34 protein-coding genes are annotated in these 26,841 nt (G+C 62.6%); 13 read left to right on the forward strand and 21 right to left on the reverse strand.

Annotation, left to right across the window (positions count from 1 at the left end):
• Positions 1-7: 7 nt before the first annotated feature.
• Positions 8-520, reverse strand: coding sequence for a DinB family protein (locus X738_RS64610; protein ID WP_023800659.1), 513 nt, complete (start codon positions 518-520; stop codon positions 8-10).
• An 88-nt stretch (positions 521-608) separates the two neighbouring features.
• Here X738_RS64610 and X738_RS64615 point away from each other — a divergent pair, with 88 nt between their 5' ends.
• The 4 genes from X738_RS64615 (at position 609) to ndk (ending at position 3,152) form a co-directional block, all read left to right on the forward strand.
• Complete coding sequence (locus tag X738_RS64615; protein WP_023800660.1) at positions 609-1,310, forward strand: glutathione S-transferase family protein; 702 nt, start codon at positions 609-611, stop codon at positions 1,308-1,310.
• Positions 1,311-1,451: 141 nt separating this feature from the next.
• Positions 1,452-2,087 carry a 5,6-dimethylbenzimidazole synthase gene (gene bluB, locus X738_RS64620; protein ID WP_023800661.1) on the forward strand — a complete coding sequence of 212 codons (636 nt, stop codon included), beginning with the start codon at positions 1,452-1,454 and terminating at the stop codon, positions 2,085-2,087.
• 133 nt (positions 2,088-2,220) lie between these two features.
• Complete coding sequence (locus X738_RS64625; RefSeq protein WP_023800662.1) at positions 2,221-2,517, forward strand: DUF1905 domain-containing protein; 297 nt, start codon at positions 2,221-2,223, stop codon at positions 2,515-2,517.
• Between the two features lie 212 nt (positions 2,518-2,729).
• A complete protein-coding gene (ndk, locus tag X738_RS64630) occupies positions 2,730-3,152 on the forward strand; it encodes a nucleoside-diphosphate kinase (protein WP_023800663.1) in 423 nt (140 codons plus the stop codon).
• A gap of 133 nt (positions 3,153-3,285) precedes the next feature.
• Here the strand turns inward: ndk and X738_RS64635 are convergent, their stop codons facing one another.
• Positions 3,286-4,050 (reverse strand): YbaY family lipoprotein, encoded by a 765-nt coding sequence (locus tag X738_RS64635; protein ID WP_023800664.1) that lies wholly within the window; start codon positions 4,048-4,050, stop codon positions 3,286-3,288.
• Positions 4,051-4,332: 282 nt separating this feature from the next.
• On the opposite strand from X738_RS64635, the gene X738_RS64640 reads away from it, so the two are divergent.
• The 4 genes from X738_RS64640 to X738_RS64655 are packed head-to-tail and all read left to right on the forward strand — an operon-like array spanning position 4,333 to position 6,927.
• Positions 4,333-4,656 (forward strand): BufA1 family periplasmic bufferin-type metallophore, encoded by a 324-nt coding sequence (locus X738_RS64640; RefSeq protein ID WP_023800665.1) that lies wholly within the window; start codon positions 4,333-4,335, stop codon positions 4,654-4,656.
• A gap of 27 nt (positions 4,657-4,683) precedes the next feature.
• Positions 4,684-5,613 (forward strand): MNIO family bufferin maturase, encoded by a 930-nt coding sequence (gene bufB / locus X738_RS64645; protein WP_023800666.1) that lies wholly within the window; start codon positions 4,684-4,686, stop codon positions 5,611-5,613.
• Positions 5,600-6,400 carry an HvfC/BufC N-terminal domain-containing protein gene (locus X738_RS64650; protein WP_023800667.1) on the forward strand — a complete coding sequence of 267 codons (801 nt, stop codon included), beginning with the start codon at positions 5,600-5,602 and terminating at the stop codon, positions 6,398-6,400. Before bufB ends, X738_RS64650 begins: the two co-directional genes overlap by 14 nt.
• A 2-nt stretch (positions 6,401-6,402) precedes the next feature.
• Positions 6,403-6,927, forward strand: coding sequence for a DoxX family protein (locus X738_RS64655; protein WP_023800668.1), 525 nt, complete (start codon positions 6,403-6,405; stop codon positions 6,925-6,927).
• A gap of 34 nt (positions 6,928-6,961) precedes the next feature.
• Here X738_RS64655 and X738_RS64660 read toward each other — a convergent pair whose 3' ends face one another.
• The 5 genes from X738_RS64660 to X738_RS64680 form a co-directional block, all read right to left on the reverse strand.
• Positions 6,962-7,450: a molybdenum cofactor biosynthesis protein MoaE gene (locus X738_RS64660; RefSeq protein WP_023800669.1), complete on the reverse strand. Its 489-nt coding sequence runs from the start codon at positions 7,448-7,450 to the stop codon at positions 6,962-6,964.
• A gap of 1 nt (position 7,451) precedes the next feature.
• Entirely contained in the window at positions 7,452-7,709 is a 258-nt protein-coding gene (moaD, locus tag X738_RS64665) for a molybdopterin converting factor subunit 1 (protein ID WP_023800670.1), read from the reverse strand.
• A gap of 1 nt (position 7,710) precedes the next feature.
• The gene (gene pgsA, locus X738_RS64670; RefSeq protein WP_023800671.1) at positions 7,711-8,307 is read right to left on the reverse strand and encodes a CDP-diacylglycerol--glycerol-3-phosphate 3-phosphatidyltransferase; all 597 of its coding nucleotides are present in this window, start codon (positions 8,305-8,307) and stop codon (positions 7,711-7,713) included.
• A 97-nt stretch (positions 8,308-8,404) separates the two neighbouring features.
• Positions 8,405-10,492 (reverse strand): excinuclease ABC subunit UvrC, encoded by a 2,088-nt coding sequence (gene uvrC / locus X738_RS64675; protein WP_023800672.1) that lies wholly within the window; start codon positions 10,490-10,492, stop codon positions 8,405-8,407.
• On the reverse strand, positions 10,489-11,265 hold the full coding sequence (locus X738_RS64680; RefSeq protein WP_023800673.1) for an SDR family oxidoreductase: 777 nt from the start codon (positions 11,263-11,265) through the stop codon (positions 10,489-10,491). Before X738_RS64680 ends, uvrC begins: the two co-directional genes overlap by 4 nt.
• Before the next feature lie 408 nt (positions 11,266-11,673).
• On the opposite strand from X738_RS64680, the gene X738_RS64685 reads away from it, so the two are divergent.
• Positions 11,674-12,324 carry an outer membrane protein gene (locus tag X738_RS64685; protein WP_023800674.1) on the forward strand — a complete coding sequence of 217 codons (651 nt, stop codon included), beginning with the start codon at positions 11,674-11,676 and terminating at the stop codon, positions 12,322-12,324.
• A gap of 74 nt (positions 12,325-12,398) precedes the next feature.
• Here the strand turns inward: X738_RS64685 and X738_RS64690 are convergent, their stop codons facing one another.
• The 3 genes from X738_RS64690 to X738_RS88420 all read right to left on the reverse strand — a co-directional run bounded on the left by X738_RS64690 (position 12,399) and on the right by X738_RS88420 (position 14,290).
• A complete protein-coding gene (locus X738_RS64690) occupies positions 12,399-12,995 on the reverse strand; it encodes a glutathione S-transferase family protein (RefSeq protein ID WP_023800675.1) in 597 nt (198 codons plus the stop codon).
• Between the two features lie 452 nt (positions 12,996-13,447).
• Positions 13,448-14,113: a hypothetical protein gene (locus X738_RS64695; protein WP_198032848.1), complete on the reverse strand. Its 666-nt coding sequence runs from the start codon at positions 14,111-14,113 to the stop codon at positions 13,448-13,450.
• 45 nt (positions 14,114-14,158) lie between these two features.
• On the reverse strand, positions 14,159-14,290 hold the full coding sequence (locus tag X738_RS88420) for a hypothetical protein (RefSeq protein WP_268931698.1): 132 nt from the start codon (positions 14,288-14,290) through the stop codon (positions 14,159-14,161).
• Positions 14,291-14,431: 141 nt separating this feature from the next.
• Here X738_RS88420 and X738_RS64700 point away from each other — a divergent pair, with 141 nt between their 5' ends.
• Entirely contained in the window at positions 14,432-14,770 is a 339-nt protein-coding gene (locus X738_RS64700; protein ID WP_023800677.1) for a transcriptional regulator, read from the forward strand.
• On the opposite strand, the gene X738_RS64705 is transcribed toward X738_RS64700, so the two are convergent.
• The 10 genes from X738_RS64705 to X738_RS64750 all read right to left on the reverse strand — a co-directional run bounded on the left by X738_RS64705 (position 14,740) and on the right by X738_RS64750 (position 24,091).
• Positions 14,740-15,195, reverse strand: coding sequence for a hypothetical protein (locus X738_RS64705; protein ID WP_023800678.1), 456 nt, complete (start codon positions 15,193-15,195; stop codon positions 14,740-14,742). The genes X738_RS64700 and X738_RS64705 overlap by 31 nt on opposite strands.
• Positions 15,196-15,325: 130 nt before the next feature.
• The gene (locus X738_RS64710; RefSeq protein ID WP_023800679.1) at positions 15,326-16,171 is read right to left on the reverse strand and encodes a 23S rRNA (adenine(2030)-N(6))-methyltransferase RlmJ; all 846 of its coding nucleotides are present in this window, start codon (positions 16,169-16,171) and stop codon (positions 15,326-15,328) included.
• Positions 16,172-16,174: 3 nt separating this feature from the next.
• Entirely contained in the window at positions 16,175-16,789 is a 615-nt protein-coding gene (locus X738_RS64715; protein WP_023800680.1) for a hypothetical protein, read from the reverse strand.
• 184 nt (positions 16,790-16,973) lie between these two features.
• The gene (locus X738_RS64720; RefSeq protein ID WP_023800681.1) at positions 16,974-18,074 is read right to left on the reverse strand and encodes an ABC transporter ATP-binding protein; all 1,101 of its coding nucleotides are present in this window, start codon (positions 18,072-18,074) and stop codon (positions 16,974-16,976) included.
• A 10-nt stretch (positions 18,075-18,084) separates the two neighbouring features.
• A complete protein-coding gene (locus X738_RS64725) occupies positions 18,085-18,918 on the reverse strand; it encodes a carbohydrate ABC transporter permease (RefSeq protein ID WP_023800682.1) in 834 nt (277 codons plus the stop codon).
• 13 nt (positions 18,919-18,931) lie between these two features.
• Entirely contained in the window at positions 18,932-19,867 is a 936-nt protein-coding gene (locus X738_RS64730) for a carbohydrate ABC transporter permease (RefSeq protein ID WP_023800683.1), read from the reverse strand.
• A gap of 119 nt (positions 19,868-19,986) precedes the next feature.
• Positions 19,987-21,246 (reverse strand): ABC transporter substrate-binding protein, encoded by a 1,260-nt coding sequence (locus tag X738_RS64735; RefSeq protein ID WP_023800684.1) that lies wholly within the window; start codon positions 21,244-21,246, stop codon positions 19,987-19,989.
• A 27-nt stretch (positions 21,247-21,273) separates the two neighbouring features.
• Positions 21,274-22,449 carry a PLP-dependent transferase gene (locus X738_RS64740; RefSeq protein WP_023800685.1) on the reverse strand — a complete coding sequence of 392 codons (1,176 nt, stop codon included), beginning with the start codon at positions 22,447-22,449 and terminating at the stop codon, positions 21,274-21,276.
• A complete protein-coding gene (locus X738_RS64745) occupies positions 22,446-23,180 on the reverse strand; it encodes a FadR/GntR family transcriptional regulator (protein ID WP_023800686.1) in 735 nt (244 codons plus the stop codon). Before X738_RS64745 ends, X738_RS64740 begins: the two co-directional genes overlap by 4 nt.
• A 230-nt stretch (positions 23,181-23,410) precedes the next feature.
• Positions 23,411-24,091 (reverse strand): TetR/AcrR family transcriptional regulator, encoded by a 681-nt coding sequence (locus X738_RS64750; RefSeq protein ID WP_023800687.1) that lies wholly within the window; start codon positions 24,089-24,091, stop codon positions 23,411-23,413.
• A 189-nt stretch (positions 24,092-24,280) separates the two neighbouring features.
• On the opposite strand from X738_RS64750, the gene X738_RS64755 reads away from it, so the two are divergent.
• The 3 genes from X738_RS64755 to X738_RS64765 all read left to right on the forward strand — a co-directional run bounded on the left by X738_RS64755 (position 24,281) and on the right by X738_RS64765 (position 26,345).
• Entirely contained in the window at positions 24,281-24,769 is a 489-nt protein-coding gene (locus X738_RS64755; RefSeq protein WP_023800688.1) for a RidA family protein, read from the forward strand.
• A gap of 230 nt (positions 24,770-24,999) precedes the next feature.
• On the forward strand, positions 25,000-25,401 hold the full coding sequence (locus X738_RS64760) for a hypothetical protein (protein WP_156942618.1): 402 nt from the start codon (positions 25,000-25,002) through the stop codon (positions 25,399-25,401).
• A gap of 197 nt (positions 25,402-25,598) precedes the next feature.
• Positions 25,599-26,345 carry a haloacid dehalogenase type II gene (locus X738_RS64765; protein ID WP_306454970.1) on the forward strand — a complete coding sequence of 249 codons (747 nt, stop codon included), beginning with the start codon at positions 25,599-25,601 and terminating at the stop codon, positions 26,343-26,345.
• A 38-nt stretch (positions 26,346-26,383) separates the two neighbouring features.
• On the opposite strand, the gene X738_RS64770 is transcribed toward X738_RS64765, so the two are convergent.
• The gene (locus X738_RS64770; RefSeq protein ID WP_023800692.1) at positions 26,384-26,833 is read right to left on the reverse strand and encodes a DNA polymerase III subunit chi; all 450 of its coding nucleotides are present in this window, start codon (positions 26,831-26,833) and stop codon (positions 26,384-26,386) included.
• Positions 26,834-26,841: the final 8 nt, after the last annotated feature.

The raw sequence follows: 26,841 nt of genomic DNA on the forward strand, positions 1-26,841 counted from the left end.
TCCCAAATCATGCGTAGGCGCGGCCCTCTTCGCTGCGCTGGAACAGCGTCAGGTCGAGCGGCACCGAAGGCCGGCCGAGAATGGTCAGGATCGCGTGCGCTTGGCCGCGGTGATGGGTCTGGTGATTGAAGAAATGATCAAGCGCCGGCGCCAATCGCTGCGAGACGGTGCGCATGTCGGAGACGGTCATGTAGGAGAAGCGGCCGGACAAAGCCTTGTCGCTTAACGCCCCAACCCAGTCGACGATCCTTTTGTCTTCGGCCTCGCGCGCCAGCCGCAAGCCCGGCAGGGCGCGGTGCAGGACCGTGTCGAGCCTGGCCGGCGCGTCGCCCTCGCCGGTAAAGCGCCTCATCCAGATGCGATCGGCAGTCAGGACATGGTTGAGCGTCCCCATCATCGAGCCGAAGAAGACCCCGACGTTGCGGTGAAAATCTTCCTCGTCGAGATCGGCGGCGGCATCGTAGATGCGGCTATTGGCCCATTGATTGTAGGCCGCAAACATCATGAAGTGCTGTTTCATCGTTTTCTCCGGCCCGCGAGACCCCGTTTCGGGTGCTTACCGCAAGGCCCGAACGTCGCTCTAGTAGACCGCAGGGAAGCTGCCGCCAATGACCATTCTGCTCTATGATCTCGTCGGACGCGATGGCGCCCGTCCGTTCAGCCCGCATTGCTGGAAGGCGACGATGGCGCTTGCCCACAAGGGCCTCGATATCTCAACCGTGCCGACACGCTTTCTCGAAGTGCCCACCGTTGAAGGCGGCGTTTCAAAACTCGTTCCGGTGATCCGCGACGGCGAGAAGGTGGTCGCCGATTCTTTCGCCATCGCGCTCTATCTCGACGAGGCCTATCCAGAGCGACCGACATTGTTTTGCGGCGACGGCGGCAAGGCGATGGCGCGCTTCGTCGAACGCTGGTCGCAACTGACCATCCACCCCTATGTCACCACTGCGGCAATCATGGACCTGCACGCCATGCAGGACGAGGCCAACGCCGCCTATTTTCGCCAAAACCGCGAGCAGCGCTTCGGCCAGAGACTGGAAGAGGTGGTGGCGGCGCGGGACGCCGGCCTTGGTGCCTTCCGTGCCTCGCTGGAGCCGTTGCGCTCGATGCTTGCCTATCAGCCGTTCATCGGCGGCCAATCACCGCTGTTTGCCGACTACATCGTCTTCGGCGCGCTGCAATGGGCGCGCATCGCCTCGCCCTACCGGTTGCTCGACGACAGCGATGTGGTGGCGCAGTGGTTCGAGCGCTGCCTCGGCCTGCATGATGGCCTCGGCCGCAAGGTGCCGGCGGCCGCCGCCGCGGCATAGGGCAGTAGGGCAGTAGGGACTAAGGAAGTAGCGGGGGCGCGCATTCCTACTCCCCTACTGCCCTACTGCCCTACTGCCCTACTGCCCTACTGCCCTACTGCCTTACTGCCCTACTCCTTTGGCAAAGACAGTACGAACACCATGACGTCAGACCCGGAATTCCCGGACGATTTTCGCGCCGATCTGGCCAATCTCTTCCTGTGGCGGCGGGATGTCAGGCGATTCAGGCCGACGCCGCTCCCCGAAGGCGCGCTGGAGCGGCTGCTTGACGTCGCCAGCCTTGCGCCCTCGGTCGGGCTGAGCCAGCCTTGGCGTTTCGTCATGGTCGAGAGCGCGGAATGCCGCGCCGCCGTCAAGGCATGCTTCGAGCGCTGCAATGCGGAGGCGCTCGCGTCGTTCGGCGGCGAACGCGCCGCGCTCTATGCGCGCCTGAAGCTTGCCGGCCTGAACGAGGCGCCTTGTCAATTCGCTGTCTTCGCCGACCGCGGGACGCAACAGGGACATGGGCTCGGCCGCCTGACCATGCCCGCGACCATCGAATATTCGGCGGTGATGGCGATCCATACTTTTTGGCTGGCGGCGCGCGCCGAAGGAATAGGCATGGGCTGGGTCTCGATCCTCGACCCGGCCGAAATGGCGACGATCCTGGACGCGCCGCCGGAGTGGACGCTGATCGGTTACTTCTGCGTCGGCTACCCCTGCGAGAACCACAGCGTGCCGGAACTGGAGCGGGAAGGCTGGGAAGTCCGGCGCGCTTCGATGGTGATAAGGCGGTAGTGCAACGGCAACGCTGCCATCCTCCCTTGCAGGGGAGAATGGATATCAGGATGATTTCGCCGATCGCCGGCGTTGCCGACAAGACACCACGGGAAAGCCAGCCGTGACGGCCTTGATCTGAGGAAGGGCACAAATGTTTCGCTACGACGTGCAGGCCGAGATCTGGGTCTATCCAGGCAAGGGCGGCTGGCATTTCGTGACGCTGCCGCCGGAGCTTGGGGCACGGATCAAGACGGCAATGGCGGGGATGGCACGACCCTGGGGCTCGCTTGGCGTGGAAGCCGTTATCGGCCAGACCAGATGGCGAACATCGCTGTTTCCCGACAAGAAATCCGGCAGCCTGCTGTTGCCGATCAAGACGGCGGTGCGGGTCCGCGAAGGCCTTCGGGCTGGCGACACGGCCAAGCTGACGATCGAGATGAAGTTATGACAACATTGGTTTTGGCTGACGGCGACACGCTATGCGGCGGCTAAAGCACGTCGGAGACGCGCTTAAGTTCTTGTTTTTATGCATGTCGTGATCGCAAAACCGCTGCGCACTCTTGCGCGACATGCATTAGCGCCAGCCCCTTGGCAAGCCGGCGGGCGGCTTGTATAGAGCCCGCCACCGTGAATTCCACTCTCCATCACAAGGACGACCCCATGGCGCTCGAACGCACCTTTTCCATGATCAAGCCGGACGCAACCCGGCGCAATCTCACCGGCGCCATTACCCAGATGCTCGAAGAAGCCGGCCTGCGCGTCGTCGCCTCGCGCCGGGTGTGGATGAGCCGCCGCGAGGCGGAAGGTTTTTATGCTGTGCACAAGGATCGTCCGTTCTTCGGCGAACTGGTCGAGTCGATGTCGTCGGGCCCAACGGTCGTGCAGGTGCTGGAAGGCGAGAACGCCATTGCCAAAAACCGCGACGTGATGGGCGCCACCAACCCGGCCAACGCCGCCGAAGGCACCATCCGCAAAGTGCACGCGCTGTCGATCGGCGAGAATTCCGTGCACGGCTCCGACGCGCCGGAGACCGCCGCGCAGGAGATCAAATACTGGTTCTCGGACACCGAGATCGTCGGCTGAGCCGATAAGTCACCACGTCATATGCAGAAAGGCCGGCGCAATGCCGGCCTTTTTCGTTGCGGCGATCCGGCACCGGACGCCGGGCGCCGACACCCGCCAACTGCGCGTGATGCTCAAAAACCGAAACCGGTTATCAGCTCGCGGCGTTGAAGCGCAGGATGACGCGGTCGTCTTTGTCGACGATGATGAGCTTGCCGGCGTCGACGTGATACGATGCCGCCTTGGCCAGCGCCTCGAACAGCGCCTTTTCCTCGGCCATAGTCTCGGGCGCGCAGGCCTTGAACGTCGAACCGATGTCACTGATGGCAATCGTCGAACCATCGACTTTGGCGGTGGCGAAGTAGACGTTGCAAGGCCCGCTGCCTCCGGCCTTGCCGGCCTCGTCGATCCTGAACGTCGCCTGCGGCTCGGCGATCACACCAATGCCGTCGATATACTCGATCAGCCAGCTCTGCCCGACCACCGGGGCCGACGCCGGCTGCTCGCTCGACGTCACCATCTTCAGCATGATGGTCTGCGGCGCGTCGCTCAGTGGATCGACCTGGTGGCGCATATCGGAGATGAACAACAGCCTGTCGTCGACGGTGATGCGCGCCTGCAGCGCATAGGTCATATGAGGCCGGATCACCTGGGGATCAAAGCTGATCTCGAACTTGATCGGCACCTGGCCGGCCGGCGCCACCTTGCGCTCGCCGATGACAGCGGCCGTCGCGTCGGCCAGCGAGACATCGGCAAGCTGCACGGAAAGCACGGATTTCGGCGGCAGAGCGATGCGCTCGCGATACATCACCTCGCCCTTCAGGGTCTTCTCGGCAGCGACTGACAGCTCAGGCACCACCAGTATACCGACCAGCGGCACGACACCGAAGATGAAGAACTCGGTGATCCTGCCCAGCATGATCCTGCTCCCCATAATGCGCCAAACTGGTCGGAAGGTCTCGCAGGATTGCGGTGGTTCCGTGGCGCCCCACACGGGCTGTTTACACGGCGGTGCCTTCCGGCGGCTCGTTGCCCTGTGGTCGGCCTCCTTGGCGTGACAGGCGAAATATTGCTCACGCCAGGTCCCCATGCGATCACGAAGTCGTGTTCCAAAAAGATGTAACGCAGGGAACCTCCGAACCGAACTAACCATGCGCGCTTGAGGAACGGCGCGCGCAACAACCCAAGCGGAGGTGAAATCATGTCAACAAGATCAACCGTGAGCACGGCCTTTCTGGCCGGCGCCGTTGCCACGGCCCTTGCTTCTTTTGCGACGGCCGCGCCGCTGTCCGAGGCAGAGGCCAAGGCAGCGATGGATGCCGGCAAGGAGAAGTGCTTTGGCGTCGCCCTGAAGGGGCAGAACGACTGCGCGGCAGGACCAGGCACCACCTGCCAAGGCACCTCGACGGTCGATTACCAGGGCAACGCCTGGAAGTTCGTCGACGGCGGCACCTGTACGACGATGGACCTGCCCGGCGACCGCAAGGGCTCGCCCGCGGCGCTGACCCGCGACGTCCCGTCCTAAGCAATGCAAGCTGCCCGGAAAGCGGAGATGAAGATGAACGGACTGGCCCCGGCATCCCGCATATCGAAAACCTCGCGCTTTCCGGCGCACCCGATCGCCGGCCTTGCCGGCACCAGTTTCAAGCACGGGCATCTGCACGCGATCCTTGGCGACGGCCCAAAGGACGGCTTCTTCGAGGTCCACGCCGAAAACTACATGGGCACCGGCGGTCCGCCGCACGATGCGCTGACCAGGATTCGCCGCGACTATCCCGTTTCGCTGCACGGGGTGTGCATGTCGATCGGCGGACCGCGGCCGCTCGACAAAGTGCATCTCGGCCGCTTCAAGGCGCTCGTCGACCGCTATGAGCCGGCGCTCGTTTCCGAGCATCTCGCCTGGTCGACCCACGACACCACCTATTACAACGACCTGCTTCCCCTGCCCTATACGCCGGCAACGGTTTCGCGCGTGGCGGATCACATCGATGAAATGCAGGAGACGATCGGCCGCCCGATCCTGCTCGAGAACCCCTCGACCTACGTCCTTTTCGCGGAATCGACGATGAGCGAGACGGATTTCATCGGCGCGCTGGTGCAGCGCACCGGTTGCGGCCTGCTGCTCGACGTCAACAATGTTTTCGTTTCGGCCACCAATCACGGCTATTCAGCCGTTTCCTACCTCGCGGATTTCCCGCTCGATCATGTCGGGGAAATCCATCTGGCCGGGCACGCCGAGCAGGAGGATGACGAAGGCGACCTGCTGCTCATCGACAGCCATGACGGTCCGGTCGCCGACGCGGTCTGGAAGCTCTTCGATATCGTCATCGGCCGATGCGGACCGCTGCCGACGCTGATCGAGTGGGACAGCAACATTCCCGACTGGCCGGTGCTCAAGGCGGAGGCCGCCGCCGCCCAAGCGATTCTCTACCATCACGGCGACAGCCACCATGTGTTCGGAAAAGCCCATGCCGCAGGATGAGCTCCAGTCGGGCGATCTTAGCCACCGGTTCGACTATGCCACGGCATTCACCGCCGGTTTGCTCGATCCTGACCGTGCCCCGCCTGACGCCGTCTCAGGGCCGAACGGGAAGGCGGCAGTCAAACGATACGCCGTCTACCGCAACAACGTCACGGTCAGCCTGATCGATGCGCTGGTCGCCAGCTTTCCAGCGACGCTGCGCATCACCGGCCCGGACTTCTTTCGGGCGATGGCGCGCTTCCATGTCCGCGAAACGCCACCCACTTCGCCGCTTCTGTTCGAATACGGCCGCGACTTTCCCGACTTCATCGAGCGCTACGACTATGCGCGGCCGATGCCATGGCTGGCTGACGTGGCGCGCCTGGAGCGGGCCTGGCTCGACGCCTATCATGCCGCCGACGCGGAACCGCTGGCTTGCGTAGCACTGGCCTCGATCCCGCCCGAACGGCTGGCCGATACCGTGTTCGTACGGCACTCGGCAACGCATGCCATTCGCTCGCGCTATCCGGTCGTGACGATCTTTGCGGCGAACCGGCGCGACGGCCCCGTCGGGCGGATCGAGGCGGACGGCCCTGAAGATGCGCTGGTCACGCGGCCCGGGCTCGAAGTGTTTGTTCGCCATCTGCCGCCCGGCGGCGCAGCTTTTCTGGATCGTCTGATGGCGGGCGAGCCGCTCGGAGCGGCGGCCGCGGCAGCATTTGCGGAAACTGCCGAATTCGACCTTGCCGCCAACATTGCCGGCCTGCTGCAAGCAGGCGCCTTCACAGCGGCAGACCAGGGAGGGTGAGCATGACGAACCATGGATGGAACGCCAGCACCGAGCCGCGAGGGGCTGCCACCCTCGTCGAGAGGGTGAATGCCGCGCTGCGCACGAGTGCCACACCTTCGCTGACGCAACTCGTCCTGCGCTGCGCCCTCGCTGTCCCGTTCTGGCGGTCCGGCATTAACAAATGGGACGGTTTTTTGCAGCTGAACGATGTGGCCGTGCTGCTTTTCAGTTCGGAGCTCAAGCTGCATCTGCCCGGCGGCCCCTACGATTTTCCCGCGCCTGGGCTGGTGGCCTTCGTCTCAGGGTCGGCGGAAATCTTGCTGCCAATTCTCCTCGTTCTCGGCCTGGCGACACGCCTGGCGGCATTCGGCCTGCTCGTGATGACGCTGGTCATACAACTCACCGTGCCGGACGGCTGGCCGCTGCACATCACCTGGGCGGCGATGGCGCTCGGTATCATGGCGTGGGGACCCGGCCGGGTTGCGCTCGATCACTGGATCGGCACTGACAAGGCTGATGGGAGGCCGAGGGGTGATCGGGGTTGATGTGAACCTCGCCCTCCAGCGGTGACGCGAAGCATCAATTTCGTTTCGGCACGGCCCGCTTCCAGCGGCTTGCGGCCTCGTCGTCGGCCTCCTTGGCATCGACCCAGCCGCCTTCCGAGCCGTCGGTGTGATGTTCCTTCTTCCAGAACGGCGCGCGCGATTTGAGATAATCCATGAGGAAGTTCGCCGCCTCGAACGCCGCCTGCCGATGCGCGGAGGCAGCGACCACCAGCACGATGTTCTCACCGGGCGCGATCCTGCCGTGGCGATGGATGGCGGTGAGCCCCTGCAGCGGCCAGCGCTGAACCGCCTCGGCGGCGATGCGGCCGATCTCGGCCTCGGCCATGCCGGGATAATGTTCGAGTTCGAGTGCCGCCAGCCTGCCCGCTTCGTCGCGGCAGAGACCCGAGAAAGTCACCACGGCGCCGATGTCGGCGCGGCCTTGCGTCATCCTGGCGATCTCGGCGGCGACATCGAAATCCTCCGCCTGGATGCGCACCGTCGGCACCACCGCGCCGGGCATTTCAGCCACCCGTCATCGGCGGGAACAGCGCGATCTCGCGCGCACCTGATATCTTCTCGCGGTGCTCGACATGTTCCTGGTTGATGGCGACGCGGATCACGTCAGGATATTGCAGCGCGTGCTCGTACTCCTCGCCGCGCGATTTCAGCCAGCGCAGCAGGTCGGCTACCGTCTCGATGCCGGCGGGCAATTCGACGTCCTCTTGCGGCTTGCCGATCCGCTCGCGCACCCAGGCGAAATAAATGAGCCTCGTCGACATGCTACTCGTCCTTGATGTGCTTGAGGCCGGCGCGGAAATAGTCGTAGCCGGTGTAGAGCGTCACCAGCGCGGCGATCCACAACAGCACCAGCCCGATCTGCGTAGTCAGCGGGAAGATCTTGTCGCCGGCAGGTCCCGCGAGCAGGAAGGCGATGGCGATCATCTGGATGGTGGTCTTCCACTTCGCCAGCTGCGTCACCGGTACCGAGACCTTCAGCGCCGCCAGATATTCGCGCAGGCCCGAGACGAGGATTTCGCGGCACAGGATGATAATCGCCGCCCACAGCGACCAGCCGGCGATGCCGGCATGCCTATCGGTATCGGCCGCCAGCAGCAGCAGGCACGTGGCGACCAGCAACTTGTCGGCGATCGGATCGAGCATCTTGCCGATATTCGAGGTCTGCTGCCAGGCGCGCGCCAGATAGCCGTCGAAATAATCGGTGATCGAGGCGAGCAGGAAAATGACCAGCGCCGACCAGCGGGCGAAGTCGCTCGACTTCAGATGGCCTTCGAGAAAAAAACACAGCACAACCAGCGGCACCGCGAGGATGCGGACGTAAGTGAGCATGTTGGGCAGGTTGAATGCGCGCTGGGCCATTTCTTTGGAACTCTTTCTACCTGCCCACTCAAATCAGAAGCGAATGTGGGGGGTCAACAGATGATAGTCGATGGACCAGCCGAAAATAGCCGAATCATCAGCTCTCGTGAAAATGGTTGTAGACCAGCTTGGCGACCTGCTCGGAAATGCCATCGACCTTGACCAGATCCTCGATCGCGGCGCGGCTGACCGCCTTGGCGGTGCCGAAATGCATGAGCAGCGCGCGCTTGCGACCGGGACCGATGCCGCTGATCTCGTCAAGCGGGCTCTTGACCATCTCCTTCTTGCGGCGGGCGCGGTGGGAACCGATGGCGAAACGGTGGACCTCGTCGCGCAGCCGCTGAACGAAATAGAGCACGGGGTCGCGTACGGGGAGCGAAAACGGTGGCTTGCCCCTGACGAAGAAGCGTTCGCGGCCGGCGTCACGGTCCTGGCCCTTGGCGATGCCGATGGCCTGGACACGGTCCTCGATGCCGAGGTCGGCGAGGATTTGTCGCACCGCCGTCATCTGGCCCTGGCCGCCATCGATGAGGATGACGTCTGGCCAGGCCGGGAAGCCGCCTGCATCCTCGATATCGTCGCCCTGTTCGGCCAGGTTGTCGTCCGCCGCCAGTTCGCTCCGCGGCACATCGCCATGTTCCTTCAGCAGGCGGGAGAAACGCCGCTCCATCACCTCGCGCATCATGCCGAAATCGTCTCCCGGCGTGATCTCGGTCGAGCGGATGTTGAATTTCCGGTACTGGTTCTTCACGAAGCCTTCCGGCCCGGCGACTACCATGGCGCCGACGGCGTTGGTGCCCATGATGTGGGAGTTGTCGTAGACCTCGATGCGCACCGGCGGTTTCTTCAGGCCGAAAGTCTCGGCGAAACCGGTGAGCAACCGCCCTTGCGTCGAGGTCTCGGCCAGCCGGCGGCCGAGCGCCTCACGGGCATTCTGCAGGGCGTTGTCGGTCAAATCCTTCTTCTCGCCGCGCTGCGGCACCGAGATCGCCACCTTGCGACCCGCGCGGGTGGAGAGCGCCTCAGCCAGCAATTCCTGGTCCTCGACGCCATGCGACAACAGGATGGCGCGCGGCGTCGGCTTGTCGTCATAGAATTGCGCCAGGAACGAGCCCAGCACCTCGGCCGCCTCCATCGCCGGATCGGCCTTGGGGAAATAGGCGCGGTTGCCCCAGTTCTGGCCGGTGCGGAAGAAGAAGACCTGGATGCAGACCTGGCCGCCTTCCTGATGGATGGCGAAGACATCGGCCTCGTCGACGGTCTGCGGATTGATGCCCTGATGGCTCTGCACATGCGACAACGCCGCCAGCCGGTCGCGATAGATTGCGGCGCGCTCGAAATCGAGATTCTCCGCGGCCTGCTGCATGGCGGCGGAGATGTCGGTCTTCACCTTCTGGCTGCGGCCGGACAGGAAGTCCTTCGCCTCGGCGACCAGCCTGGCATAGTCACTATGCGAGATTTCGCCGGTGCACGGGCCGGCGCATCGCTTGATCTGGAACAGCAGGCACGGCCGGGTGCGGTTCTCGTAGAAGGAGTTGGTGCAACTCCTGAGCAGGAAGGCGCGCTGCAGCGAGTTGATGGTGCGGCCGACGGCGCCGGCCGAGGCGAAGGGGCCGAAATAGTCGCCCTTGCGCGAGCGCGCGCCGCGATGCTTGTAGATGCCGGGCGAGACATGATCGCCGGTCAAAAGGATGTAGGGAAACGACTTGTCGTCCCGCATCAGCACATTGAAACGCGGCCGCAAGCGCTTGATAAGATTTGCTTCCAGCAGCAGCGCTTCGATCTCGGTGCGGGTGACGACGAACTCCATCGTCGCCGTCTCGCGCACCATGCGGCCGATGCGGCTGGTGTGGAAGCGGCCTTGTGCGTAATTGGTCACCCGCTTCTTCAGGCTGCGCGCCTTGCCGACATAGAGCACGTCGCCTGCGGCATTCATCATGCGGTAGACGCCGGGCGCGTTGGGCAACCGTTTGACCAGCGTCTGGATGACTTCGGCGCCGACCATGCCGTCGGCATCGCCGGCATGCGGCGTCCAATCGATGGCCGTGAAGGCGACATCAGGGCCGCCGGAACCGCGCGTTGACGGTTCGACGATCTCCTCCGCCACCTCGTCCTCGAGGTCGACATCGGGCGGCAGGTCTACGGCAGCGCCGACACGTTTGTGTTTCTGGTCCATGCGACTCATTCGACAATGCCTGTCACATCGGGAGTCTGCCACGCAAGGTGCTGGCCGCCGTCGAGCGCGATCATCTGGCCGGTGACCGAGCTTGCGCCCCAGAGATAGCGGATGGTGGCGCCGAATTCAGGCAATTCCGGGCCGCGCTTCAGGATCAGGCCGTCGACCTGCGCGGCAAAGTCGCTGTCTTGCTGACGCGCGCTCTTCAGCGTCGGGCCGGGACCGATAGCATTGACGCGAATGCGGGGTGCTAGCGCCTGCGCCATCATCTGCGTCTGCGTCCACAATGTCGATTTCGACAGCGCATAGGAGAAATAGCGGGGCGTCGGGCGCCAGACGCGCTGGTCGATCATATTGACGATCAGCCCTTCCTCGCCTTCCGGCAGCGCGCGGGCGAATTGTTGCGCCAAAAATGCCGGCGCCTTCACGTGGATGGCGAAGTGACGGTCCCAGGCAAGCCAGTCGACGTCCTGAACCGTATCGTCCACGAACAGCGACGCATTGTTGACCAGCAGTGTAACAGGCCCGAGCGCGGCTTCGGCGCGGCCAACGAGGTCCTCGACCGCGGCCATGTCGGTCAGGTCGGCGGCGACCACAGCAGCGCGGCCACCCTGGCCAAAATGACCGCCGTTGATCCGCGCGGCCAATGCTTCCGCCTCGGCCCGCGAGCGGTTGCAATGGATGGCGACGGCAAAACCGTTCGCGGCGAGATCCTCGACGATCGCCTTGCCGATCCGCTGGCCCCCGCCCGTCACCAGCGCCGTTCCAGCGGCCTTGCTCATCCTGTCAATCCTCAATGGGGCTCGATTTTGAGCCTGCCGGCAAAATATGGCCGGCGAAGCGTTAAATGCCGTTCGGACCTTGGGCAGCATTGTGGCAAAGCGGCCGGATCAGTCTTTCGACTGTGGCCGGGACTCGGCCTGCCAGCCGCAATATAGGACTACGGACCCCTTGCTCCAAGCGTCGTTCAGCGCGGCACGGCTAAGCCTCCTGACACCATCTGTTGCGCAGATGCAACGTCAAAGTTCAGCCTTATTCGTGCCAGGTAATGACCCAAGTTCAGGTTCGCTTCAGCCGTATTTTGACACGACATTCGGAACCGTTGAGCGCCAGACCCGTTTTTCCCCCCGGCGGGTTGAGGGCGCTTGTGAAAAGCAAGCCTGTGCCTGTGGCTTAAGGAGTAAAAAACAATGCAAGCCAATCTTAAATTTGCGCGACCGCTGGCGGTGGCGTTCGGGCTCTTCGCCCTCGGCGGAACCGCCTATGCTGCTGACGTCATCGCGGAAGAGCCGCCGGCCCCCGCCCCGATCGCCGAACTTCCGGTCGCTTCCTGGGCCGGTCCCTATGCCGGTGTGAGCGTCGGCTACGGCTTCAGCGGTCACGCCGATGCCGAGGATATCGGCACTGACGTCGACACCGATGGTTTTGTCGGCGGCGTCTTCGGCGGCTATCAGTGGCAGCAAGAGAACTTCGTCTACGGTGCTGAAGCCGATATCGGCTATAGCGGCATCGAGGGCGACGATGGCGGCGTCGAGGCCAAGGGCGGCTTCGAAGGCTCGCTGCGCGCCCGCCTCGGCTACGCCGTCACCCCGGAAATCCTGCTCTACGGCACCGCCGGTGGCGCGCTCAAGAACCAGGAGATCGAAGCGCTCGGCGCCAGCGACGAAAACACCATGCTTGGCTGGACGGCCGGCGTCGGCACCGACATCAAGATCACCGACAATGTGTTTGGCCGTGTCGAGTATCGCTACACCGACTTCGGCGACAAGGACTTTGACGGTATCGGCAAGGTCAAGTCGACCGACAACCGCGTCACCTTCGGCGTCGGTATGAAGTTCTAAAATCGTCCAAGCCACGACACGAAAAAGCCGGGCCTCGTGCCCGGCTTTTTTATGCCCCCTTCTCTGGCAGCCGCTCACGCCGGGACGCTGGGTTTCAGATCGGGAAACTTCTCGTCAAATCGCGCCGCCCAGCGGACCAGCCTGCTGCGGCCCTTTTCCCATTTTCCGGCAAAGCGCAGTGAGAGATAGCCAAGGCAGGCGCGCAGCGCCAGCTGGCCGGCGGTGATCTTCTTTGGCAGCTTTGGCGGATTGGCGTTGAGCAGGTCGAGCGCGCTGGTGATCTTCGCCCACTGGCGGTCGAGCCACGGTTGGTAGACCATGTCTTCGGGGCGCGTGCGCCGCTCATAGACCATCGACAGCGCGCAGTCGCAGATGCCGTCGGCCAGTGCCTCAAGCACTTCCGCCTCGAGGCGCTTGTCGGGATTGCGCGGAAACAGCGCGTTCTTCGACATGCGGTTGAGATGCTGGGTAATGGCGCGGCTATCGTGGATCGAGCGGCCGTCGTCGAGCACCAGCACCGGGATCTTGCCGAGTGGATTGGCGTCGATCAGATCAGCCGGTTTGTCTTCGGTTTTTATCGGCACGAGCTCGACGGCGATGCCGGCATAAAGCGCGGCCATGCGCACTTTGGAACTATAGGGTGACGTGGACGCGTAGAGCAGTCTGGGCATGATCGGGTTCCTGTTTGCCGAGTACAGAGCATGGACGTGCAAAGGACGCTGTAGCACTTTGAATTTGCGTGTGATCCATTTCCGCGACACTGTTGGCCGGACATCCCGACATGATCAACAGCCCACAGGCGGAAAAACCGGGCGCCACGGCGAACGACCGTCCTCTTCCATGATCCGCAGGCAGATGAGCGGTACAGTTCCAGCCTGAGAGCATCTGAACAGGTCAGACGGGTTCGAAACCGAGCCAACTCGTCTTGCACCAAGAATTTCTCTCCGGGCACAGAGAAATGCCCCACCGGACTTCGCCATATGGCGAAGTCCTGGGAGCTGCGAAAAGCTGTCTTCCCTCCGCCTCTGTTGCTGCCCGAGCACTGACCCTGCGAGCGAGGCGCCTATCCGGCACCCGCCCTCAACCGTCCTCAGCACTGTCCTCCGCGAGCGAAGAAGCGCGATTACTTCTTGGCCTTCGCGGTCGCGGCCTTCGCCTTTGGTTTGGCCGCAGGCGCTGCTTTCTTCACCGCTACCGAAGACTTCGCTGCAGCCGCTTTCTTTGCCGGCGCAGCCTTCTTGGCCGGTGCAGTCTTGGCAGGCGCAGTCTTGGCAGGCGCAGCTTTCTTCGCTGCCGGCTTGGCCGCGGCCTTTGCAGCCGGCTTCTTGGCCGGCGCTGCTTTTGCCTTGGCGGGCGCAGCCTTGGCCGGTGCTGCTTTCTTCACTGCCGGTTTTGCCGCAGCCTTCGCAGCCGGCTTCTTGGCGGGCGCTGCTTTTGCCTTGGCCGCGGCGGCCTTCGGCTTGGCAGCAGGTGCTGCTTTCTTCACAGCGGCTGCGGCCTTTGCCGCCACTGCCTTTACTGGTGCTTTCTTTGCCGGTGCCTGCTTTGCCGGTGACTTGGATGCCGGCGCTTTGGATGACTGTTTAGCCATATCATGCCCCTTAGTTATGCCGACGGCCGTTAATGACCCGGCGCGTAATGCATATCTGACTCGCGCTTGTCTAGCCAGCGAAGCATCAGCATGATTTTCGAAGTTTAAGTTTCGGTTACACGCGACACTACGCTCGTGCTGATTTCGCAAAATGCCGGCGCTGCTCTTCGAGCTTTGCCGACCGTTTGCGACAGACATTCTGCGCGCATTGCCGGAGCCAATCCCACTTCAAGGCGCTGAAGCTTAGCAAGCCTTTTTTGTTCGTTGATCGTCGACCGACACCACCATGACGGCTGCTTCATCGATCTCATCTTCTTGTTCTAGCAGGCGATCTACACAAGCTGCAAAAGCAAAGCGCGGCAATTCCGCTGCCATGATTTGTCCGCGGTTGACAGATTACTCTATTTGGGAGAGTATTCTGAATCATCTGGAAGAGCGCATGTCATTCGCGCAATATCGGGCGGCGCTGACCCAGATCAGTGAGACTGAACGCCGGACACCACAGCAGGCCCGATAATGGCTGCCGACGAAATCATCCACCAGAGCGTGCGGCTCAGGATCATGGCGGCGCTGAATTCTCTGGAACGGCGCGAAGCGCTGGAATTCACCCGATTGAAGCTCATCGTCAATGCGACCGACGGCAATCTCGGCGCGCATATCGATACGCTTGCCACGGCGGGCTATGTCGATGTCGAAAAGCTGTTTGTCGGACGTCGACCGCAGACGCGGGTCAGGGCGACGTCAGTCGGACGACGCGCCTTTCGCGGTCACGCCGCCTTCCTTCGCGCCATCCTCGATGAGGCGGAGCAGCCCGGCAAACGCAATCAGCGCAGGACGCGGCAGCGGCCGTTGTAGACCATCCAGCGGTCGAAGCCCGCGACGCAGAATTCGACATTGTCGCCGATCGAGGCAAAGCCCTGCCCTTCCTCGATCAGATACCAGATGGTGCGGGCGTGGCCGTCGGACAGGCTGACGGTGGCGCCGCAATAGCGGCGGCCGATCGGCCAGGTTTCGTTGGCTGGCAGATAGCGATGCTGGTGGATGCCCTGGAAATCGACAATCTCGACGTCGGGCAGATTCGGCACGTGGTGCACCTGGTAGGAGAAGCGGTTGGTGATCTTGTTCAGCACCCAGGCCTCACCGCAAACGCCGCTGTCTTCTTCGGTATAGACGACGGCAAGGTCGGCCGCCTTTGCTGGCTGGATGACAGCGAGGGACGTGCCGAGCGGCGTGCAAAGCGCTATCAGTGCGGCAAGGGCGGATTGGGCGAAGCGAGTCATGGCAGCCTCTTATGGTCGACTGCGCGCACTGTGCGGATTCGCTTGCGCGCGGTCAAGCGGTTGTAGCGACAATGGTTTCCTAGTTCGAAATCGCCTTCAACCAGGACAGGCGCGCGGATAGCTCTGCCGCCTACGCCGCCAGCCATTCCAGCGTCCAGTGCGCCGGTTTTTCAACGACAAGCAAATTGTGCAAAGCCGGCAGCAGCGTGCGCAATTCGCCTTCCAGCGTGAACGGCGGGTTGACCACCACCATGCCGCTGCCGTCAAGGCTGGGCTCGGCCGTTGGCGGCCTGATCTCGAAGCCGATGTCGAGCAGCTTCGGGACACCTGACTGCGCCAGCGCCTTGCGGAAGGCGGCGACCGCCTTGCGGTCCTTGACCGGATACCACAACGCATAGACGCCGCCGGGCCAGCGCTTGTGGGCTTTGCGCAGCCCGTCGACGAGGCGGTCGAACTCGCCCTCCTCCTCGAAGGGCGGATCGACGAGTACAAGGCCGCGCTTTTCCTTCGGCGGCAGATGCGCGCCGAGTGCCAGCCAGCCGTCGAGCTCGATCACCCGGGTCTGGAAATCGCCAGCGAATAGCGCCCTCAGCTTCGCGGCGTCCTGGCGATGCAATTCGACCGCCGACAGCCGATCCTGCTTGCGCATGAGATGACGCGCGATCAGCGGCGAGCCCGGATACTTTTTCACGCCGCCTTCAGGATTGAGCGAACGAACGGCTTCCAGATAAGGCGCCAGCAGTGCTGCCGCCGGCGCGTCAAGCGCGGCATCGACCAGTCGGCCGATGCCGCCTTGCCATTCGCCGGTCTTTTGCGCTTCAGTCGACGATAGGTCGTAGCGGCCGATGCCGGCATGGGTGTCGATGACGCGAAAGGCCTTGTCCTTCTGCTTCAGATATTCGACGAGCCGGCTCAGCACGACATGCTTGACGACATCGGCGAAGTTTCCGGCGTGATAGGCGTGGCGGTAATTCACGATCTAGTTCGAGCCCCTGCCCCAGCGTGGCGGTGGCGGCTGCGAGTTCGGATTTTGCGGCCGGCGGCCGCCGAAACACAACGCCAACAGCAGCCCGATCAGGCCGGCCGCTATCAGCGAGAAGCCGACCGGCCGCGCCCGGCGATCGATCTCGCCGACGCCGGAACGCAGCACGAGGTCCACCGCCCGCATCTCGATGCCTTCGGCGTCGCCCGGGCCGATGGTGAAGAGGTACGGGCCGGGGCTGACCTTCGCGATCAGGCCGGCTTCGTCGCGAAAGATCTTGTCCGGCAGTTGCGGGCTGACCTGGCGCGGATTTTCCGAATGGTTGAATTGCAGCGCCGAGGCGAGCACGGTCCTGCCGCCGGTGGCGGCGGTCAGCGTCAGCACGGTGCGCTGTTGCGAGACGACGATGCGTTCGGTTCTCGCGGTGAGGTCGACCAGCACCCGCACCGGCGCGTCGCGAGCGGCCAGCGGCACCGTCACCGGCATGAACCGGCCCTGTTCGTAAACCCGCCAGGTGCCGATCTCACGGCCGGAGAAATTGGTCATCGCCCAGGGATAGACGACGCCGATGCTGATGCCGGCGAGCAGGATCAGAAGAAACAGAAAGCGCATGCGCTCGACTACCTTGCCGGATATTAGCATTAGCGCCGCGCGGGCGCGTTCCATCTCGTCCCAGGAGCCATGTCGAGGCCGAGATCAAATGTCGTATCGAATTCGGCGGTGCCAAGATAGACAATAGCATCGGACCCAAAGGTGGGAACAGAATCCGAATGATCTGAGCGCCCGATAAGGAGGATCAGCCCTTCCCCTTCTGGAGGCTCGATTCCAATGCGCGCATTCCAGTCTCGTCGAACAAATGCAGATGTTGCGGCGGGAAAGCCACCGTCACCGTCGGGCCAGCCGTCAGCGCCGCCCTGTCCAGCGTGAAGACGTTGAATGGCAGGCCATGCAGGCCGAGATGCAGGATGATGCCGAAGCCGGTCGGCTCGATCAGGTCGACCGTCGCCCTCAGGCTGCTCTCCGATGCCGGCGACATCTCGACATGCTCCGGCCGGATGCCGAGCGTCACCGCCGCGCCTGGCTCGAGTTGATAGGCTGACGAAAGCGCAATCAGCGTTCCGTCAGGCAATCGAGCGCCGGCCGTGCCTGCGCCGACCTCATAGCGCGCCGACAGAAAATTCATCGCCGGCGATCCGATGAAGCCGGCGACGAACAGGTTGGCAGGGCGGTCGTAAAGCTCCAGCGGATTACCGACCTGCTGCACCACGCCCTCATGCATGGCGACGATCCGGTCGGCCAGTGTCATCGCCTCGATCTGGTCGTGGGTGACATAAATCGAGGTCGCGCCGAGATCGCGGTGCAGCTTCTTGATCTCTGCCCGCATCTGCTCACGCAAGCGCGCATCGAGATTGGACAGCGGCTCGTCGAACAGGAATGCCTTGGGCTGTCGCACGATCGCGCGGCCCATCGCCACGCGCTGACGCTGACCGCCCGACAGCGCCTTCGGCCGCCGCGCAAGCAGCGGCTGCAGCTCAAGCTTCCTGGCTGCATTGCTGACGGCGGCCGTGATCTTCTCGCGGGCAGCCTTCCGGATGCGCAGGCCGTAGCTCATGTTCTCGGCGACATTCATGTGCGGATAGAGCGCGTAGGACTGGAACACCATGGCGATGTCGCGGTCCTTGGGCGCCCGCTCATTGACGCGCATGCCGTCGATCCGGATCTCACCTTCGGTCACCTCCTCGAGCCCGGCGATCATGCGCAGCAGCGTGCTCTTGCCGCAGCCCGACGGCCCCACCAGCACCACGAACTCACCGTTCTCTATCGACAGGTCGACGCCATGCAGCACGGAGACGACGCCGAAATTCTTGCGGACGTTGCGGATGTCGATCGATGCCATGGAACCTCACTCAGCCCTTGACCGCGCCGGCCGTCAGGCCCTGGACCAGATAGCGCTGGATGAACAGAAAGAAGAGGCAGGCCGGGACCAGCGCCAGCACGCCGGCCGCCATCATCTGCCCGAAATCGACCGAAAACTTCGACACGAAGGTGAGCAGACCGACCGGAAACGTGGCGGCGCTGTTGCCCGAAATCAGCATCAGCGCGAACAGCAGTTCGCTCCATGCGGCGGTGAATACAAAACCCAGCGTCGCCGCAATGCCGGGCAGCGTCAGCGGCAGGACGATCTGGCGAAACGCCATGAACTGCGTGGCGCCATCGATCTTGGCCGCCTCCTCCAACTCCTTGGGAATGCCGTCGAAAAACGACTGCATCAGGAACGTCGCGAAGGGGATGTTGAAGGCGGTGTAGACGACCACCAGCCCGGTCAGGCTGTTGGTCAGCCCGAGTGGCGAGAGCATCTTGAAGATCGGCGCGACCAGCATCACCAATGGAAACATCTGGGTGAGCAGCATCAGCGCGACCAGCCAGTATTTGCCGCGGAAGGTGAAGCGCGACAGCGCATAGCCGGAGAGAGACGCAAGCAGCGTCACGATCACGGCCGTCGCGCCGGCAACGATCATGCTGTTCCTGAAGAAGACCGGGAATGCGCTGTGGGCCAGCACGAAGCGGAAATGTTCAAAGCTCATCCGTGACGGCCACATCCGCACGCCCTCGGAATAGAGCAGGTCGTTCGGCGTGACCGATACTTTCAACAGCCAGAACAGCGGGAACAGTGCAAAGAGGACGTAGCAGAGGATCGCCAGGCGGTGCAGCGCGGTGCCGAAGGTCGAATAGCTGTTCATCTGGTCATCCCGATCAGGCCCGATCCATCAGGACTTGCCGCAGCATGACGATCAGCATCGAATAGGCGAGCAACAGGACGAGCAGCACCAGCGCAATGGCCGAGGCATAGCCGAAATCCAGGGCCCTGAAGGCTTGCGTGAAGATATAGCTCGCGACGATCTGGGTGCGGTCGGCAGGCCCGCCGCTGGTCATGACGATGATCAGGTCGGCGAAGTTCGAGATCCAGACGGTGCGCAACAGCACGGTGATCGCAATGGTCGGCGCAAGGAACGGCAAGGTGATCGACGTGAACCGCCTGAATGCCCCGGCGCCGTCGATCGCCGCCGCCTCGTAGAGGTCGCGCGGGATGGCCTGGAGCGCGGCCAGCAGCGTGATGGCGAAGAAGGGAATGCCCCACCAGACGTTGGCGATGATAGGTCCCCACATGGCAAGCTGCGGACTGGAAAGGATGTTGGCCGGTTCATTCATGAGGCCGAGCGCATAAAGCCAATGCGGCAGCGGTCCGATCACGGGGTTGAACAGCCACGCCCAGTTGAGCCCGGTGAGGAAAGTCGGTACCGCCCAGGGCAGGAACACCAGCGCCTGCGCTATGGCGCGGCCGGCGAACGGCCGGTCGAGCAACAGCGCCAGGATCAGGCCGAACACGAATTGCAGCAAGACGGACGCACCGGTCCACCACAGCGTGTTGCGCAGCGCCCGATAGAAATTGTCGTCGTCATAAAGGGTGCGAAAATGATCAAGCCCGACATACCCGCCGGAGAAGGGATTGAGCAAGTGCACGTCGCGGAAGGCGTAGGACAGGCCTAGCACTAACGGCGCCAGCATGATGGTGACGATCAGAATCAGCGCCGGGGCGGTGTAAAGATATGGCTCGGCGTGGCGCGTGATCCGGTCGACCAGCGACCGGCGGCGCGATTCGGGGAACCCGGCGGTGGCGTCAAAAACCATCAGCTAACGCATTCGCTCCAATTGGCCATCCGTCCAATCGACCATCCTTCCAACCGACCTTGGACGAGAGCCATCGGAGCCGCCCGCGATGGGCGGCTCCGATGCCTGGCGTCCGCCGTTTATTTCTTGGCCAGGTATTTCTGCTGCGCCTTGGTCAGATAGTCGGCCCACTGGTTGGCCATTTCCTCTGGCGTGATATCGCCAAGCAGTGCCTGTTGACTGGTCTTGATGACCATCGAGTCCTTGAAGAAGGCGAACTCCTCGAGATAGGTCGGCATAACCGTTGGCACCGCATCCTTGTCCTCGAGTTCAGCGAACCAGCCCTTGAACTGCTCGCTTGCGTAGAAGGGATCCTTTTCGGCCGACTTGTGGACCGGCAGTGCTCCGGTGCGTTTGTTCCATTCGACATTGCCCTCGGGCCCTTCGAGCGTTTCGATCAGCTTCCAGGAGAGGTCCTTGTTCTGGCTGGCCGCCATCATCGACCAACCGGCATAGCCGATGGTCGGGAACGTCTTGCCGCTCGGCCCCTTCGGCATGGTCGTGACGCCGTAGTCTTCCGGCTTCATCCGCTCGGCTATCGCGATCAGCGCGTCTGGATCCTGATCAAGCATTGCGCAGGTGCCGGTGTAGAATCCCGCGACGATTTCGTTAAAACCCCAGTTGACGCTGTCCTTCGGCGCCAATCCCTTCTTGTACAGATCGACGACCCAGGTCAGTCCCTTGACCCAGCCCTCGCTGTTCATGGTCGAGGTGCCGTCCTCATTGAAGAACTCGTTAGAGCCGGCCATGGTTGCGCCGAACATGATCCAGCCGTTGAGGCCACCCGGCCCGCCGCGCAGGCAGTAGCCATATTTGCCTGGAAGCTTGGATACTTTCTCCGATGCCGCCACGAACTCGTCCATCGTCTTGGGCGGCTCGGTGACACCAGCCTCCTTGAACAGCTTCTTGTTGTAGAACATCGCCCGCAGATAGAAGCCGTAGGGCAGCATGTAGGCGGTGTTGTTCACGTCGCGGCCGAGTTCGAGCGCGCGATCGGTGAGGCCCGAGGTGTGCTCCCATTTGGCAAGATAGGGTTCGAGGCTTTCGAGAAGGCCGTTGTTGGCATAGAGCGACAGCCAGGTGTCCGGCATCTCCATGACGTCGGGGATTTCGCCGGCAGACACCATGGTCGCGAATTTCTGGAACGCCTCGCCCCAAGGCAGCGAGATCACCTCGACCTTGGTGCCCGGGTTGGCCGCCTCGAACTTGGCGACGATCGACTTCAGGGTTTCGGTACGCTCGGGGCTGGTGATCACCTCCACGAGCTTCAGCGTCGTGTCGGCGAGTGCAGCACCCGACATCAGTACGGTGGCGAATGCGGCGATAAGAAGCTTCTTCATTTTCCGTTCCCTTCTTGTCTGGTTGCTTCAGGTCTTTTCTTCGGAAGCGGCGTCGATCGCCGTTTCCAGGTCACTCCACAGCGCCTCGGTTCCCTCGAGGCCGACATGGAGACGCACGGACCGCGGATGGACGCCGAACGCCATCGCGGAATTGGGTTGGGCCTTCTGCTGCAGCACGACCTCGCCGGGCACGATGAGGCTTTCGTGGCCGCCCCACGACACGCCCAGCTTGAACAGCTTGAGGCGGTCGGCAAAGGTGCGGATGTCGATGCCGTCGCGGAAGACAAATGAGAACAGGCCCGACGTGCCGGTGAGCCCCGCGGGAAGCAGGTTGGCCAACCCTGGATGGCAGACCCTCTCAACGATTGGATGATCCCGCAGGCGCCGTGCGATTTCGAGGCCGGAGGCCTGATGAGCGCGCATCCGAATCGGCAGTGTGCGCAAGCCGCGAATCAAGAGCCAGGCATCGAATGGCGACAGCTTGCCGCCGAGATATGGATAGGCTTCGCCGCGGATGCGGCCGATCAATTCCTTTGAGCCCGCGACCACGCCGGCCACCACGTCGCTGTGGCCGCCCAGGTACTTGGATGCGGAGTGGACCACAACGTCGACGCCGAGCGACAGCGGCCGCTGAAAGACCGGGCTGGCCCAGCTGTTATCGACGATGGTCGGGATGCCGCGGGACTTTGCCCGCGCAGCGAGCGCGCCGATGTCATGCGTTTCCATGACCCAGCTGGTGGGGCTTTCCATATAGAACAGCTTGGCGCCAGGCAGCGCGCTCGCGACAGCCGCCTCGTCGCGCCCGTCGACGTAGGTTACCTCGATGCGCATGCGCGCGAGCAACGTACCGAACAGCCGGAACGCGTCCGGGTAGATATGCCTGACCGCGACAATGCGGTCGCCCGGTTCGACGAAACTCAGCACAGCCGATGAGATGGCGGACATGCCGCTTGCAAAGCCGATCGCGTCCTCGGCGCCCTCCAGCTTTGCCAGCATTTCCTCGAACATGCGCACCGTCGGGTTCAGCCCGCGCGTGTAGGTCGGCCGCACTTTTTCGCCGCGGTATGTTTCGAGCATCTCGTCATAATTCGAGAAGGTGAAGAGCGAGGTCTGCACGATCGGCGGGACGACGGCATCGAAGGCGTTGCCCTCGTCATGGGCGGCGATCAGCGAGGCCTGGTCGAAAAAGTCCGGGCCATTCATTTCGACATTTCCTCGATATCCTCTTCCACGATCTCGAGGATCTTCAGCGTTTTTCCGCGCGCCAGCTCCGCGTCCCCGGCGACGATGGCATCGAACAGCTCACGGTGATACGGGAACGATCGCCGCGCGAAATCCTGCCGGTCGAAAGGATGGTCCCAGAAGCGCTCGAACGCTTCGCGCATCTGCCCCAGGAGCTGCCGGAAAAGCGGGTTGTGCGTGGCATCGTAGACCGCCAGGTGAAAGGCCAGGTCTTCCGGCCCCGACGTGCCGGTGGCGAGATGGACGCGCTCCATCTCGATGAGTTTTTCCTCGATCGTCCGCAGATCGTCGGCTGTCCGCCGCCGCGCCGCAACCATGCTTGCCTCGGCCTCGATGCCGCGGCGCACCTCGAGGGTATGCAAGAGACCGTCGCGCAGCTCAGCCGTATTGAGCGACAGCGGCAGATGGATCGTGCCGGCGGATATCGGCTTGAGAAGATAGGTGCCGCTGCCTTTGCGGGTCTCGGTGACGCCGAGCGCTTCGAAACGCCCCATCGCCTCGCGAATCGTCGAACGCCCCACGGAAAGCGCGGCCATCAATTCGCGTTCGGTCGGAAGCCGGTCACCGCTCTTCAGCGCAGCGCGCTCGACATAGTCTGCCAGCGCTTCCATGACTTGTTTGCCGCGGTCCAACGGCGGGAGCGTGGCGATTGCCACACGCGTGGCAGGTGCCCCGGGCAGTTCGCCGCGCATTCGCATGGGTATCTACGCCCAAAATTGGTCTGACATCTTAGCAGTTTTGCGCGCCACCAGGCTTTCGTCAAGTGGCCTCGGCAGTGCAGAGGTTGCATTTCAGCTCACACCCATTGCGGAACCCTGGACGTTGCCGCGTCTTCTGCGACCTTGCAAAAATCAGCTGCAAAACTGTGACTTTAATCAGCGATTTTGCGACAGTCGCTTTCAGCCAAAGCTACCGTTCAGCCTCATTTTGGAGAGAGGCCATCGAGCAGGAAGCCGAGGCCATTCCTGAAAGCGCCGTCCCAATCATTGTCCAACAGCAGACGAGAGCGTTCGATTGTCGGATAACGTTCGCTGAGACGTGTAAGGCGCTGCTGCGCAGCGGCCCTGTCGTCGTCCGAGAGGTCGAAGCTCGCCCGGGTGATGGTGGCGCCCATCACATAGTTCCAGAGCGACCATATCGCAACGTTCACATCTGCGTCCGCAACGCCGGCTCTGGACAAGGTCTTGCTCAGCAGTTCCAAGCGACCGAGGATGTTCGGGCCGAGCGCTCGGCGCGGCAACAGCGAAGCCGACCAAGGGTGGCGCAGCATGCTGGCGCGCCAGTCTTCGAGCACATGAACGACTTCTCCGCGCCAGTCTTGAGCTGTTTGCGGCAGTCCGCGATATTCAAGCACCGAGTCGAGCGCCAGATCAAAGACATCCTCTTTGTTGTCGACGTGCCAATATAGGCTCATCACGCCCGAGCCGAGGCGATCGGCCAGCCGACGCATCGTCAATCCGTCGACTCCTTGAGCGTCAAGCAGTTCCACCGCGGTCGCCACGATACGTTCCCGAGAGAGCGGCGGTTCACTGCGCGGCTCCTGCAAGGGCTGGAGCCGCTCATTTATCCCTCGTTTGCTCCGGCCGCTGCGTTTGGCCGCCATTCGTCTTCCTCGCTGTTCAGAACGTCGATTTTGACCGGCACCGCGAACGAATGTCGATCTGAACGATTGACTCGTACGGCGTACCATACGATGACTCGTACGTCGCACGAGTCATCGTATGGGCGATACGGTTAAAGTTCAATAATGCCGGCCGCGAGGGTACGTTGCTCGCTTAGCCAAGAGAAAATCATGTCACGCGCAATCAAGCATCTGCTTATCGAAGGGCTAATCATCATGACGATGGGAGTTCCCACTGCCACGACAGCCAATGAGAAGGATCTCAAGCTGACCATCGTCAATCCACAAAACCTCTACGACCCGTCGCCAAATGGCTACAGCACGGCGGTGATCACGCCGCGCGGAGCCCGGGTGGCCTACATCTCCGGACAGGGCGGGCAAGACAGCACGGGAACCTTGTCGCCCGACTTCGCTGTCCAGGTTGAGCAGGCCTACACAAATTTGCGCACCGCCCTCGATGCGCTCGGTGCGAGGCCGGATCAGGTCGCCAAGCTCACCGTCTTCGTGGTCGATCACGATATGTCCAAGCTCGAGGTGTTGACCAAGACCGTCAAAAAAATGTTCGGTGAAGCGCTACCGGCGCAGACCCTGATTCCCGTTGCCAAGCTTGCAATTGACCCCATGCTCTTCGAGGTGGAGGCCGTCGTCATTCTGGAATAGTGGAGCCGCTCGCCTTTCGCAATTGTCATGAGCTTCGCGGAATTACGAATTAAGGATCGCGGTAGGGAGGCCCAGCAATGGGCGTCCCTACCGCGATCAGTAATTAGACGCCATCAACATCAAAACCGGACAACCGGCATTTCCGAGATCATGCCATAACCGGACATTTTGCTGATTTGCCTCCCTGACCGCGCTACAACAAGGCACAGATGGTGCTTAACGGGATCTGCATGATGCGGGCAATCCGATCCACCTTGGCAATCGTCCTACTCTCCGTTTCCGCTTTCGGAGCCGATAATTCTCCTGGAGAGGATGCGATTAGGAGCCTCCTTATCAAACCGGAGACCTGGACGATGTACTTGGAGTTCACGGACGAGGCGATGCCCAGCGACCGAGCCCAGAAGATGATTTGGGAGTACTTTCAGCGTGATCAAAAGGTAATGGGACGCCGGGTCGGCCTCGCATTTGGAGGCTGCGATCTTGAACTCTCGTTGAGAAGCGACGGGTTCAGTTTTCGTTGGTGCCCGCCCCTCGACGCCAGCGGGCCATCACTCGTTTACGATCCGAGTGATCCACAATACCCCTTCAAGGGTCACGGTCCGCAAAAGATCTGGCTCAAGGCAAACGAATGAAAGCGGGTGGGCGCGATGGTGGCGCCCCGCCACCCTTCCGCTCATGCCGGTACCGGGTTGTTGCCGGCGCCCAGGCCACTGGAATATCGCAATCTAATTTGCACAGCCGTCATAGCGCGTAAGCCCGACCGCATCGCCGAGCAAATCGGCAAGGCCGTGAAAAAGGGGAAAACGAGGCAGGCGACGAAGGAAAAATAGTGGGGATCGAGGAGCCGAATGTGATGGCATTGGATGGCGTACGTGCGTTGGTATTCGACGTGTTCGGCACTGTCGTCGATTGGCGCAGCGGCGTGGCGCGCGAAGTTGAGCCGTTCCTGAAGCGCCATGGAGCAGGCTCCGCTATTCCTACCGCTTTCGCGGATGCGTGGCGCCGCCGTTACTCCCCAGCGATGGAGGAGGTGCGCAGCGGCCGGCGGCCCTTTACACGGCTCGACGTGCTGCATCGGGAGAATCTGGAAGCCGTTTTGCCAGAATTCGGGATCGACCCGGCTTCGGTGCCGGCGTCCGAGCTGGACGAACTGAACCTGGCATGGCACCGATTGGAGCCATGGCCGGACGTGGTGGTCGGCCTTACACGGCTCAGGGCCCGCTATATCATCGCGCCGCTCTCGAACGGCAACATCGTCCTCATGCTCAACATGGCGAAGCGCAGTCGCATCCCCTGGGATGCGATCCTCGGCGCCGAAGTCGTGCAAGCCTACAAGCCTGCGCCGGAAGCCTATCTTCGCACCGCTGACGTGCTGTCAATGAAGCCGGATGAGATCTGTCTTGTGGCCGCCCACAATGGCGACCTTGCAGCGGCTCGGGCATGCGGATTGCGAACAGCCTTTGTCCCGCGTCCGACCGAGCACGGGGTGGCGCAGACCACGGATCTGCACCCTGATCAAGCCTGGGACCTGGTGGCCAGCGACTTCATTGACTTGGCTGAACGACTTCAGTTGTAGCAACCCCAGGTTGCTGATCGCCCAGGCGGCAGGCTTTGCTACGCCTTGCGTTCCCAGCGCCGGTCTGGGGTCTGCTGCCAGTAGGTGACTGCGTGGCCGGCTTCCTTCATCGTCTTCCAGTGCGTGCGCGCCGCCTCGACCTGGGCCGCATCGTGGCCGTCGAACAGGAACACGGCGCGCTCATAACCGGCAAGCTTCGGCGGCACCGCGCCGTCAACCAGGAAGCGTATCTGCGCCTCGTTCGGATTGTCATGGCTGGTTGTCAAAAGGATCGGCTGCTCGGCCAGATAGGATTCGCGGTCCGTCGCATGCGCCAGGAAGGAATCGTCCCTGAAGGTCCAAAGATGCTGGTCCAGCGCGTCGCGCCGTTCTTCGGAGCCGGTCTGTACCACGGCGCGCCAACCGCGATCGACACTGCGCTCGAGCAGGCCGGGCAACGCATCCTCCAGAGTCGATTCGGTCAGGTGGTAGAACAGGACGTCGGCCATGATCGCGC

The sequence above is a fragment of the Mesorhizobium sp. L48C026A00 genome (assembly GCF_000502375.1).
GTDB classification, from domain to species: domain Bacteria; phylum Pseudomonadota; class Alphaproteobacteria; order Rhizobiales; family Rhizobiaceae; genus Mesorhizobium; species Mesorhizobium muleiense.